Annotated in this window: 10 protein-coding genes; 3 read left to right on the plus strand and 7 right to left on the minus strand. The window is 45.5% G+C overall.

Annotated features, from left to right (window positions below; translation table 11 throughout):
- Nucleotides 1-18 precede the first annotated feature (18 nt).
- From HPS53_RS05190 to HPS53_RS05215, 6 genes are all read right to left on the minus strand, one after another.
- Complete coding sequence (locus tag HPS53_RS05190; RefSeq protein ID WP_104369076.1) at nt 19-843, minus strand: hypothetical protein; 825 nt, start codon at nt 841-843, stop codon at nt 19-21.
- Entirely contained in the window at nt 767-2,725 is a 1,959-nt protein-coding gene (locus tag HPS53_RS05195; protein ID WP_172204821.1) for a YgiQ family radical SAM protein, read from the minus strand. Before HPS53_RS05195 ends, HPS53_RS05190 begins: the two co-directional genes overlap by 77 nt.
- Before the next feature lie 105 nt (nt 2,726-2,830).
- Nucleotides 2,831-3,139: a hypothetical protein gene (locus HPS53_RS05200; RefSeq protein WP_172204823.1), complete on the minus strand. Its 309-nt coding sequence runs from the start codon at nt 3,137-3,139 to the stop codon at nt 2,831-2,833.
- A gap of 31 nt (nt 3,140-3,170) precedes the next feature.
- Nucleotides 3,171-5,990, minus strand: a complete 2,820-nt coding sequence (locus tag HPS53_RS05205) for a xanthan lyase (RefSeq protein WP_371741778.1) — start codon at nt 5,988-5,990, stop codon at nt 3,171-3,173.
- A 91-nt stretch (nt 5,991-6,081) separates the two neighbouring features.
- Nucleotides 6,082-6,636 carry a 1-acyl-sn-glycerol-3-phosphate acyltransferase gene (locus tag HPS53_RS05210; protein ID WP_172204825.1) on the minus strand — a complete coding sequence of 185 codons (555 nt, stop codon included), beginning with the start codon at nt 6,634-6,636 and terminating at the stop codon, nt 6,082-6,084.
- A gap of 24 nt (nt 6,637-6,660) precedes the next feature.
- Entirely contained in the window at nt 6,661-6,933 is a 273-nt protein-coding gene (locus HPS53_RS05215; protein WP_104369080.1) for a hypothetical protein, read from the minus strand.
- A gap of 204 nt (nt 6,934-7,137) precedes the next feature.
- On the opposite strand from HPS53_RS05215, the gene HPS53_RS05220 reads away from it, so the two are divergent.
- The gene (locus HPS53_RS05220; RefSeq protein WP_172204827.1) at nt 7,138-8,781 is read left to right on the plus strand and encodes a diphosphate--fructose-6-phosphate 1-phosphotransferase; all 1,644 of its coding nucleotides are present in this window, start codon (nt 7,138-7,140) and stop codon (nt 8,779-8,781) included.
- An 84-nt stretch (nt 8,782-8,865) separates the two neighbouring features.
- Nucleotides 8,866-9,765: a glycoside hydrolase family 25 protein gene (locus HPS53_RS05225; protein WP_104369082.1), complete on the plus strand. Its 900-nt coding sequence runs from the start codon at nt 8,866-8,868 to the stop codon at nt 9,763-9,765.
- 570 nt (nt 9,766-10,335) lie between these two features.
- On the opposite strand, the gene prmA is transcribed toward HPS53_RS05225, so the two are convergent.
- Complete coding sequence (prmA, locus tag HPS53_RS05230; protein WP_172204829.1) at nt 10,336-11,211, minus strand: 50S ribosomal protein L11 methyltransferase; 876 nt, start codon at nt 11,209-11,211, stop codon at nt 10,336-10,338.
- Nucleotides 11,212-11,347: 136 nt separating this feature from the next.
- Between prmA and HPS53_RS05235 the strand changes: the two genes are divergently transcribed.
- Nucleotides 11,348-12,250, plus strand: coding sequence for a hypothetical protein (locus HPS53_RS05235; RefSeq protein ID WP_172204831.1), 903 nt, complete (start codon nt 11,348-11,350; stop codon nt 12,248-12,250).
- The last annotated feature ends 12 nt before the right edge of the window (nt 12,251-12,262 follow it).

Raw genomic sequence — 12,262 nt, forward strand, 5'->3', positions numbered from 1 at the left:
TGGTATTATCACTTTTTGCTATAAGTAGTTTGCTGAGTATCTGAAACGTATGTATGTGCGGTCGTCAAATGAATTATTTCCGTCCATAAAGGCCTTGGTAGCCTTGAACGTTTTAATGTTCAGCGGATCATTGGTGAGCTGTTGATGAAGAGCTTCCTCCGACAGAGAAAGGGTGGGGCACAGGAACGGATATCCGTCGCTTGCCAATACCACGGTACCTTCATTGTCAGCGAGTGATATTCTTTTTACTTTGTCCATGGGGATAGGAAAACCGTCGACCACGGAGTATGTTTTGTTTTGGTTTTCCATGTTCCTTATCATATCCGGTATTATGGCTTTCCGGCCGATGTCGTTATTTCTTATGTCGTCAATGGTATGTGTCTTTTCCGCCAGGGCTTTGCTTATGATTTCTGCCCGATGTCCGGCAAGGATGCTTTCATCCGGTTTGGGATTTTCATAAAGCTTTCCGTCTATCAGGCACTGGCAGTCTCCAATCATCCATATCTCCCGCCTTTTTTTGCTGAACACTATGCAACTTGCCGTGATTCTTTCTTCCGGATGAGATTTGGCATGTTCTTTTGTGTCTTTGTCATATACACTATTGACACATGAGGTTACACCGGAGCAAAAGCCATTGATATCGATGTCTGCGTCGACACTCCTGATATATTCGCTTATCAGCAACATGCAGTATCTCCCGTTGGAGTGCTGGGGAGATATGCGTTTGGCCGTTTTACTTGTGCTTCCGTCTATTACGGCGATGAAATCATCTGTGATTACGATCCCGTCTTCCGGCTCTGTTGTCTTGCTTTTCGCTGTTATGCTTTGCTCTATTATTTCCATTTCTGTTCTGTGAGGCGGTCTTTTGCCGTGTCTCTCTGTGGTGTTGGTAAACCATTTGCGGTTGTGACCATAATTCGCTGATTAGTTCCGGTCGCCCTATACGTCTGAGAGACTGCTCTATACCGCGCCTTTCTTCTGGCTTGTACCAAAAGAAAAACTGGCGCTGGGCAAGTTTTTCCCGTTGCGATTTTGCGCTGTATACCTGTTCCATGGTGTACGGGTCGTAGCCTGTATACCATGTCTCGGTGCTTACCGTCATTGGAGTGGGCGTGAAGTCTTGTATCTGTTCGAGGTGGAAATCCAGCTTTTTTGTCTTCACTGCCAGTTCCGCCATGTCGGCTTCGCTGCATCCCGGATGGCTGCTGATGAAGTAAGGGATTATCTGCTGGTTCAAGTTCTCTTCACGGTTTATTCTGTCAAATATGCGTTTGAACTCGTCAAACTGTCTGAACGGCGGTTTGCGCATCAGCCGCAGCACGTTGTCCGACGTGTGCTCGGGAGCCACTTTTAGCCGGCCGCTCACGTGTTTGCAAATCAATTCGCGCGTATACTCGGCTGCCGCCTTGTTTGTTTTCTCGTTGTCGCTTCTATGCAACAGCAGATCGTAGCGCACGCCGCTGCCGATGAAACTCTTTTTTATTCCGGGAAGTTTATCCACCGTCCGGTAAATGTCTGTCAGTGCGCTGTGGTCGGTATTCAGGTTAGGGCATATCTGCGGGTTTATGCAACTCGGACGTTTGCACTTCTCACATATATTAATGTTTCGCCCTCTCATTCCATACATGTTTGCCGACGGACCGCCGAGATCAGACAGATAGCCCTTGAAGTCGGGCATGTCAATGACTTGCCTCACTTCTTTTATAATACTTTCTTTGGAGCGGCAGGTAATGAACTTTCCTTGATGTGCCGATATGGTACAAAACGCACATCCGCCGAAACATCCGCGATGTATGTTTACAGAGAATTTTATCATCTCGTAGGCCGGAATACGCTTGTTTTTATATTTGGGATGCGGGACACGGGTATAGGGCAGGTCAAACGATGCGTCCAGTTCTTTTGATGTCATGGGAGGATATGGAGGGTTGACAACGGCTAATCTCCCGTTCACCTCCTGTATAAGGCGTCGGGCATGGATTTTATTCGATTCTTCTTCGATATGCCTGAAATTTTCGGCTTGCGCTTTTTTGTCTTTTACGCATGTCTCATGGCTGTGCAGCAGTATGTCGTCTTTTGATATGCCGCCAGGTAGATCGTTTTTGTTTGTTAGGTAAACGGTCTGTGGAATGTCCGTAATCATTTTTATCGGCATTCCGCTTTCGAGCTGTCGGCATAGCTCCACTATAGGTTTCTCGCCCATACCATATACTATAAGGTCGGCTCCGCTGTCGCACAGGATACATCTGCGCAGCGAATCCTGCCAGTAGTCGTAATGCGTCAGTCGGCGCAATGATGCCTCAATGCCTCCAAGGATGATAGGAACATCAGGGTACAACTGTCTGAGTATCTTTGAGTATACGATGGTAGGATATTCCGGTCTCATGTCATGTCGGCCTTCTGGACTGTATGCATCTTCAGAGCGTAGTCGCTTGTTGGCGGTATACTTGTTTACCATTGAGTCCATACAACCGGGAGAGATGCCGAAGAAGAGTCTCGGACGACCGAGTTTTTTGAAATCACGGAAGTCTCCATGCCAGTCCGGTTGAGGAACGACGGCCACTTTATATCCTGCCGCTTCAAGTGTCCGGCCTATTACCGCCGCTCCGAAAGAGGGGTGGTCTACATAAGCATCGGCTGAAAACAGAATGATGTCAGCCTCTTGCCATCCGCGAATATCCATTTCCTTTTTTGTCGTTGGCAGGAAATCCGATAGTTTATATTCCATATTGTTCGCCCTTGTATAATACTTGCTGGCTTTATGTCTGTATTGTTATTATTCGAAATGCGCAATCAGCCGGTTGGAGATGTCGGTGCGGTTGATTTGTTTTACTTACTCTGCCTGAGGGTCTTTGTCTTTCCATTCGATGAAAAGCTGCACCAGTTTTTGCAGTCCGAACGCTTTCATATTGGGATGATAAATGACATCGAGGCAAAGGTCGAGCAGTGCCTTATCGTTATTCCCGCTTGATTCGAGAAGTGAGCGGGTGTTCAGTCTCAGTTTGTCGAGCACTTGTTCGTCCACGTATCCATTGCTGTCTATCAAATCTCTGAACAGCAGATATTTGTCTATTGTTTGCAGATGTTCCTCGCTTATGCAGATGTACCGTGTACCGGATAGGTTTGCTTGAATCTTGAACATAATCTTAATGTATTTGTTACAGTTATTGAACTTATTTCATGAGGAAATCCATTATTCCCCTCATGATAGAATGTTTCTTTTGGTTTTCTTTGATGCATTCGAACGGAATGCCCATAGTGAACGAGCGATAGTCGCTTCCTCTATATGCGATGGCGGCATTTCCTCCGTTGTTATAGCATAGTGCGGCGTATGCATGTCCGTGCGGTGTGAATGCGTCGTGCTTTGTTGCGGCATAGTGTTCCTCATTGATGGCGTTGTGATAAGGAATGGTTGTGTTCATGCCGTATATGAAGTCATTTTGGCTTGTGTGGCTTCCAGCATAGCTGCATTTCAGTGTCTCTTTCAGGAAGAGTTGCTCTTCCGGGGCTGTCATATCGCTACCGATGTACGCTCCGGAGACCAGCAACCTTCCGCCACGTTTGGTAAATGCACGCAGTTGGTCACGTATCAGCAAGGGAAAGGTTTTGTAGTATTTGAGGCTGTGCCCGTCATTGCGTTCGAGTCCAAGTACCATATCTGCCAGTTTATACCGTGACAAGTCTATTTTTCCTGTTTCCAAGGCTTCACTTGAACAGCTTGCTATATTGTAACTGCCGGATGCTTGTATCGCTTCGGCATGAGTGCGGACATGGTTCCTGTCGTTGCCTGCAATGAACATACCTGTAAATTCATCGCCTGACCATCCCAACCCGCTTTCGTCTTCGATGCCAATTCTGTCACGGTTGTAACATAATTGCCTGCCGACCCAACCGGCAGTTGGACCGAGAGATACGCCAGGGTCGTCATCAAAGTCAAATCCTTGCTCAAAGACATTGTCACGGATAGCGGGCGAAGAGAGTCTGTGAAAGCCGTCTATGATTATTATATTGTCGGCGTATTCGCTGTCAGAGTTGTATAGGGCGCATAGCGTTTCTGTGGTAAAACTCTTTCCGCCTTTGTTTGCCGCTGCGACTTTGAAACTGTAGAGCACGCCACGTTCCAACTTAACCTTGTGATAATTTGAGCCTTTTATGTATGTTCCGTTGTCGAAACCGGCACTTCCAACGCTTGTATATACGATGTATCCTGTCGGCCGTGAGGTGGCCTCTTGCGGGTCTTCGACCGGTTCCCATGCCAGTTTTACTTCATTACCATCCGTAAACTCTATGCGAAAATTGTTTGGTGTCATAGGAGTTACGATGTATGACCGGTCGTGCGAGTTGCATATCTGGCGCAAAACAGTTTTGTATATAGAACGTGCAAGGGTAAATTTGAAGTTGGGATCTTGCCCGTAACGCATGTCTGGGAAGTTCTGGTGAGACATGGTTTCTATTATGGCGCTTGGTATTTCCGGTATGCGCGTTTCCGAAAAGTTCCTGTCATATATTTCCCTTTCCACCCATTTGCCGTATTTATATCTTATGTCTTGCGTAATATTTGTGAGCAATGATTTGGCGAAATCGAGGGAGACCGTACGCGAAATGCCGGAGTTGAGCATACCGTTGCCAAATCCTGTGGTGCATATAGCCAGTGAACCGATAAGTCCTGTGCCGTTTGCTGAGTATCCGGCGTCGCTGTGAACGGCTAATGACAGTTCCAACGGAACTTTACGCCCCTCGACGGTCGGCATGTAACAGGAACCTCCGCCGAGATGATTGGTCATGTATGAGCGTGTGTTTATGTCGTCGCGGTAGTCGTCCGTACCGGATTTTGTACTGTATACGTAATATGGCATGCCTGCCCATTGGGCATAATATCTGGCACCTTCAAGGCAACGGGGTAACCCGCTGGTTGCGTTTCCACGCATGATATTTCCCATACCGCCGCCGAAACGCACTGCATCTGACGTTACAACGCCTTTGCGTGCACTTTGATTGGTTATCACGACCCTGTTGAATTCATTGCTTCCCTTGTCGAACTCGAACGTGCCGAGATATACCCATGTGCCGTTTCCCATTTTCTGATTGACCTTAAATACCGTTTTCTCACCTTTATGCCAAACAGTATAGCATGCGTCATCTATACTGTTTGGCAATGTTTGATAGCTCACGTAAACGGCATATTTCCCCTCTTTTGGCAATTTGGGCTGGTAAGAGATAAGACTGTAACTGTTTGATTTTCTTGTTGTTTTTGCCATTCGTGCCGTACCGGCGGTGAACGGGTTTTCTCCGTCCGTGTAATATCCGGGATGTTTGGCAAATCCCTTGATACCGGTATTTTTCCATGAGTGTTGCGAACTGACTTCTATATAGCTCGTCCCGACCATGTTGTCATCATTATCCACAATGACTTCGTTTTTCTGCCAGTCTCGTTCGCGTGGTGTAAAGACGATTGCTCCGGCGTTTTCAAGCATGGGGATGAGATACGGAACGACGATCGTTTGGGTAAATAAATCCTCAGTCGTACCGAAAAGTTTGGGCCTTTGCCATTTCCATAAGTTTTTATTGTTGTCATAATACCGTCCGTGGCTTGCCCATACCGATATGTGTCGATTTTGCAATCCGTGTGTTATTTGTGTTGGATCGGAAATGTTCTTGACCCATGGATTGCCTTTATAATCTATATTTATTCTGCCGGAAGGCCTTTTACCGGCCTCCGATTTTATGTTTGGCGCAAGGTTGTCTATAGACAGTCCGTTTGAGATTATCGTTATCTTATGGTTCCGGTATCTTTTATCGAGTCTTTTGCTTATTCCTTCATATATCTTTCTTGTCGTTTTAGCGGAAAACTCCTGCATGGCAAAAGTCTCGTCAACTGTTATTCTTACAGTCCGTTTGCTATTGTCAACTTTATAGTCCAGAATAACAGGTGTCTGGCTTTTGTCCTTGTTGTTGACCTTGTATTTCTTGAGAAACTTTTCTATTTTCTTCACCGTTTTAACGTCAATCCGCGAAGGTTGGGCGCTTATGGCGATGGAATACAAGAACGATAATAATATAAAAAAATGCCTTATTCTCATAGGCTTATATCTCCCCGACAGTGAATTTTTCCGGAATTTTCCCCTTGAAGTCTTTGAAATATAGTTTTATCTCTTTCATCTGATTGTCAACATCTCCGTTTGGGATAATTGTTTTCTTGCATTGTATGATGCGCTTTTCATAGTCGGCTCCATATAATAATATGGGAATGCCGGCTTTCATTGCAATGAAATAGAATCCTTTTTTCCATTCTGGATTAAGCGAGCGTGTACCCTCGGGAGTGACACACAGGTGGAAACTGCTCGACTTTTTGGCTGTTTCGGCTAAGTTGTCTGTCATGCTTGTTCTTTTCGTGCGCCATACAGGAATGCCGCCCAAACGTCTGAAAATGCCACCCAACGGCCAAAAGAACCATTCTTTTTTCATCAAAAAGTTACTTTTCAGCCCTTCGGCGCCGGAATATAACTGCCCGATGAGAAAATCCCAGTTACTTGTGTGCGGTGCGAGACATATAATATATTTATCGGGATGAGGCTCGGTCACGTCGGCAACCCATCCCATTTGTTTGTATAACAGCCATCTGCAAAATGCTTTCCACATATATATTATTCTCTTGCTCCGTGATTAATTGAAATTATTTATTTGGTCGATGGTCTCATTGACACCTGCATGGAATTTGTCAATGAGGTCTTTAAAATATGTTTTTGCTTTCATTCCTGGCTCTGGATGTGATATTCTTCTGATAAAACAGCTTTCCAGCTTCAGTATCGAGAACATCAATGCTTTCACATTATCATCGTTTGTCTTTGCGCTATAAAGCGATACTGCCACACACTCGGCGAGTAAATCCGCGCAACTTGAATTGATGTACTTTTTTAGTTTTCTTTTGTTTGTCATAATAATAGCCTCCTTGTCTTTTCGATTTATAATTACTTCGTCAAAGATACGGAAAAAAAGCGAATGACGATAAGTTTTTGTTATGAAAATTAATTAAATATTTGATTTTATACAGTTTCTTTCTTATTTCTGTATGAAAATTGTTATTTTTGCATTCATGAAATAAGCGATTAGTTCATTATTCATATAAAATATTAATTATTTATGGAAAAGAGTGCTTTGCAAATTGCAAGGGCTGCTTATCAGCCGAAGTTGCCGAAAGCCCTTCAAGGTGCAGTGAAAGTAAAAGAAGGAGCTCCCACACAGAGTGTGGACAATCAGGAAGAAATTAAAAAGTTATTCCCCAACACTTATGGTATGCCGGTCGTTGAGTTTGTTCCGAGCGATGAGGCAAACACAAAAAAAATCAATGTAGGTGTGATTTTGAGCGGAGGACAGGCGCCCGGAGGTCATAATGTAATCACCGGCCTGTTTGACCAACTTAAAAAGCTGAATCCAGACAACAGGCTCTATGGATTTATTCTCGGCCCCGGAGGGCTTGTAGACCATAATTACAAAGAACTTACAAAAGAGGTTATTGACGAGTATCGCAACACCGGCGGTTTCGACATGATTGGTTCCGGACGCACAAAACTCGAAGAGGAGGATCAGTTTGAGAAAGGTATCGAGATTATCCGTGAGCTGGACATTAAGGCAATAGTAATTATAGGCGGAGACGATTCAAACACAAACGCTTGCGTACTGGCGGAGTATTATGCCGCAAAGAAATATGGGGTACAGGTAATCGGCTGCCCCAAGACAATAGATGGAGACCTTAAAAACACACAGATAGAGACCAGTTTCGGTTTCGACACGGCAACAAAGACTTATTCGGAGCTTATAGGAAATATTGAGCGCGATTGCAATTCGGCTCGCAAGTATTGGCATTTTATCAAGGTTATGGGACGTTCGGCGAGCCATATAGCATTGGAGTGCGCTTTGCAGTGCCAGCCTAATGTTTGCCTTGTATCGGAAGAGGTTGAGAGCAAAGACATGACGCTTAACCAGATTGTTGAAAACCTCTGTGAGGTGATTGCCCGCCGTGCTGAAGACGGCAATAATTTCGGAACAGTGATCGTGCCTGAGGGCCTGATTGAGTTCATACCGGCGATAGGCCGCCTTATTCAGGAACTAAACGACCTGCTTGCCGCTCATGGTGACGAATACAAGGATTTGGACAAAGACGCTCAGCGCGAGTACATCATGGCCCATCTGTCTGCCGAGAACGCATCCACGTTCGCAACTCTGCCGGAAGGCGTGGCAAGTCAGCTTTCTCTCGACCGCGACCCCCACGGAAATGTGCAGGTTTCGCTCATTGAGACAGAAAAACTGCTTTCCGATATGTGTGAGGCCAAGTTGGCCCAATGGAAAGATGAGGGTAAATACACTGGAAAATTCTCGGCATTACATCATTTCTTCGGATATGAGGGACGCTGTGCCATACCGTCAAATTTCGATGCCGACTACTGCTATGCTCTCGGTTCGAGTGCGGTGCAGCTCATTGCTAACGGAAAGACCGGCTATATGGCTATCGTGAAGAACACTACGGCTCCGGCCGACGAGTGGATAGCCGGAGGTGTGCCAATCACTATGATGATGAATATGGAGCGCCGCAACGGAGAGATGAAGCCTGTAATCAGAAAGGCTCTTGTGGAACTTGATGGTGAGCCTTTCAAGGCGTTTGTCGCAATGCGTGATGAGTGGGCAAGGAAAACTTGTTATGTATATCCCGGTCCGATACAGTATTGGGGACCGACGGAAGTTTGCGACAAGCCGACTATGACTTTGGCCTTGGAGCAGAATAAATAAGATACTCTACCGCAAGTTGCATTGGTAATACGGTTGACATGGTATGTACCGTTACCAGTGTGACTTGCGGTTTATATTTTCAGCATGCCGAATACAGTAAAACGACGCCCCAATAGAAAATCAACGAGAAAGAAATATCACAGTCCCGTGCGCAGGAACAAGCCGGGATTGCTGACCCGCATACTTCAAAAGATGCCCGGCTGGGCTTGGTGGATAGGTGGCGGACTCGTCGTTTTGGGATATGTATGGGCTTTTTATTATTTTTTTGTCGGCCCGTTCGGTTTCCGTTGGCGTGCTCTGTACGGTGATGTCTCTTATCCGGAAGGATATGAGATACACGGAATAGACATAAGCCACTATCAGGGCACGATTGATTGGGGTGATCTCAGGAACAACGGCATGATAGAGAGATGTCCCGTGCGGTTTGTCATGATAAAGGCTACCGAAGGCGCAAGCCGTATAGACAATCGTTTCAAAGATAATTTCTATCAGGCCCGTGAGTACGGTTTCATTCGCGGAGCATACCACTTTTGGAGTACACGCTCTACGGGAAAGGCTCAGGCCGAACATTTCATACGTAACGTGAAACTTGAAGAGGGCGATCTTCCTCCTGTACTTGATGTGGAGCATAAGGCGAAAGAACAAAGTCCGGAAGAGTTCAAGAAAAGCGTTCTCACATGGCTTGACATTGTAGAGAGGCATTATAATGTGAAACCGATAATCTATACTTATTATAAGTTCAAGACGGCCTATCTCAGCGATTCCATATTCGATCAATATCCTTATTGGATCGCTCACTATTATGTTGACAAGATTGAGTATAAGGGTAAATGGAAGTTCTGGCAGCATACGGATTGCGGTAAGTTGCCCGGAATAAAGGGATATGTGGATTTCAATATATACAATGGCAGCTATTATGACTTGCGTCGCCTTACTATCGGTAATGAAGAGGGATCGGATGAGCCAGACTATTATCCACATTGACAGTCAGGAAGCGGTCATTTTTCAGGGCGTTTTTTGGGGGAGATGGTAGTGTAAGCCATTCCGTTGCCTGATATCATGTGCTCTTTGATATTGAGAATGTAATAATAAAGTCACGAATTTAACACTTTGCTTTTCTTCATTCTACGTTGGCAATGCGATATACATCGCTATACATAATGCGTCGGCATAATCATTTCATGACTATTATTTTACCTTTTTTCTGCAACGGGATATCCGTTGGAGTCTGTTCGGCAAGTAATTGCAAGACGTTTAGCCGCCCGTTACATTCTAACGGGCGGCTAAATGCAGACCAAAGAGCGTCCCGTTGCGGAAAACTTGATGAATAATGATGATAATGTTTCCTGTTATATCAGCTTGAAGTGCGTATATACTTGATAAATAGTATGTTATGTGAAATGGTGAAATACGGTGATATTTCAGGTCTACGGATTTTCATTACCAAATAATCGAAATACAAAACGTCTTTTGTCAATATTATTCCGAATGAGAAAGCGGCTGCGATAGTTTTATATGACATATCGGAGCCGCTTTTTTATATATTCTTGTGGTTTAGCGTTTGTTGTCGGAAATGAACGATATGCATGCCCAGTCTCCGTCATTTTTCTCCTGTTTAGGAGTGAGGCCGATACTTTTGCCTTTAGTTTTGAGAGTGTCGGTGTCTTCTTTGTAAAATCCGCTCATAATCAATTCTCCATCGTCTTTCATCACGCTTCGGAATCGTTCCATGTCGTTCAACAGTATGTTTCGATTGATGTTAGCCACTACTATATCAAACTTCATGTCTGTATCATCGAGTACCGAGGCATCTCCAAGGATGGATTTGAATTTGTCATCCACATTGTTTATCACCGCATTGTGGCGTGCGTTGTCCACGCTCCATTCGTCAATGTCGTAGCCTACGGTTTTCGCTGCTCCGCCTTTCAGGGCCGCTATGCCGAGTATTCCCGTGCCGCAGCCGCAGTCGAGCACACTCTTTCCTGTAAGGTCTTCGGCCAGCAGCGTGGCAACCATCATCCGTGTCGTCTCGTGTGTGCCTGTTCCGAACGCCATGCGGGCATCTATTTCTATTGAAATGTCGAAATTACCTTCCGGCAGGTGCCTGCCGTCGTGTATCACGCATTTGTCAGCTATTGTAACGGGCATGAATCCTTCGTTTTCCCATTGCTCGTTCCAATCCTTGTATTCGGCTTCCTTCACATTATATGTAATGTCTGTTCCCTCCATCGGTATATTGTCTATGGCCTGTTTCAAGGCTTCCTCATCATACATGGAGGTCTGTATATAGCCTTTAATGCCGTTGTCTGTTTCCTCGAATGTCTCGAAACCCGCCTCTCCGGCAAAAGCCGCTATCAGGTCGCGCACGTCCTGAATATCGGCTCCGGACGTTCCGGTTGTTATTTTAAAATCAACTTCGTAATATCTCATAATAATATGAATTTGATGCAAAAATAACAAAAATAGGGAAATTCCTATAACTATTTAGGGCTTTTCCATGTGATAATAGGTTTAATATGATTATTTTTGTATCATGAATGAAGTAAACAATAAAAAAGGAGCGATTATGAGAAAGTTTATTCTTATGTCAATGTTTGTGTTGGCTATGCCGGCAAGCATGATTGCGCAAGACGATATGTACTTCGTTCCGACGAAGAAAAGCGTAGCCGAAAGTACCGCCGATTTCGGAATACCGCGCGGCACGTATTATTCGGGGAGCGATCGTGACGTCGATGAGTACAACCGGCAAGGCAGTTCTGTGCATCAGATTGACTCGGCCGGAAATGACGTTATAGAGTTTGACAGTGTGGCGGGTGTATATCCGTCTGTGGTGCAAAACTCGGACGATGACTATGCATATACCCGCCTGATGAGCCGTTTCGACGGTTATCATTGGTCTGATTCCTATTGGGCCGGTTATAATGACGGCCGTTTTGACGCTTGGGGATGGGGGAGTCCTTGGTATTATTCGAGCTGGTATCACAGTCCATGGCATTATTCAGGTTGGTTTTATGACCCTTGGTATCACAGTTGGTATGATCCCTGGTATCACGGTTGGCACGGACATTGGTGGGGCGGTCCTATCTATGTTGGCAGTTCCGGCGGTCACACGGGTACAAAGAATCATCTTAACGGTACTGGACGTCGTCCGCTTGCGGGCTATGGCAACGGCAACGCTACAAGTACGGGACGTGTGACGACAGGTCATTCGAGAAACTCAGGATTTGGAAATCGTAAGTTTAACGCATCCGAGCGGTTCGGAACAAACAGGACAAATACAGCAAACAGACCCAATACCGTCAACAGGAATGATAATAAAACCGTGCGCCCGGTAACTCCGCCGCGCAATACCAACTCTTCGTTTGGCAGTGGAAACGGTTTTGGAGGCAGTAGGTCCGGTGGAGGAGGCTTCGGTGGCGGAAGCCGTTCCGGAGGCAGCCGTTCCGGAGGATTTGGCGGGCGCAGATAGTAATAAGGTAAT

The sequence above is a fragment of the Prevotella sp. PTAC genome (genome assembly GCF_013166535.1).
Classification (GTDB): Bacteria; Bacteroidota; Bacteroidia; order Bacteroidales; family Bacteroidaceae; genus Prevotella.

Bases quoted from the DNA above. Each gene is read 5' to 3' on its own strand.
- HPS53_RS05235 (WP_172204831.1), top strand. From the start codon at position 11,348: ATGAGAAAGTTTATTCTTATGTCAATGTTTGTGTTGGCTATGCCGGCA.
- HPS53_RS05210 (WP_172204825.1), bottom strand. From the start codon at position 6,636: ATGTGGAAAGCATTTTGCAGATGGCTGTTATACAAACAAATGGGATGG.
- HPS53_RS05225 (WP_104369082.1), top strand. From the start codon at position 8,866: ATGCCGAATACAGTAAAACGACGCCCCAATAGAAAATCAACGAGAAAG.
- HPS53_RS05200 (WP_172204823.1), bottom strand. From the start codon at position 3,139: ATGTTCAAGATTCAAGCAAACCTATCCGGTACACGGTACATCTGCATA.
- HPS53_RS05220 (WP_172204827.1), top strand. From the start codon at position 7,138: ATGGAAAAGAGTGCTTTGCAAATTGCAAGGGCTGCTTATCAGCCGAAG.
- HPS53_RS05195 (WP_172204821.1), bottom strand. From the start codon at position 2,725: ATGGAATATAAACTATCGGATTTCCTGCCAACGACAAAAAAGGAAATG.
- prmA (WP_172204829.1), bottom strand. From the start codon at position 11,211: ATGAGATATTACGAAGTTGATTTTAAAATAACAACCGGAACGTCCGGA.
- HPS53_RS05215 (WP_104369080.1), bottom strand. From the start codon at position 6,933: ATGACAAACAAAAGAAAACTAAAAAAGTACATCAATTCAAGTTGCGCG.
- HPS53_RS05190 (WP_104369076.1), bottom strand. From the start codon at position 843: ATGGAAATAATAGAGCAAAGCATAACAGCGAAAAGCAAGACAACAGAG.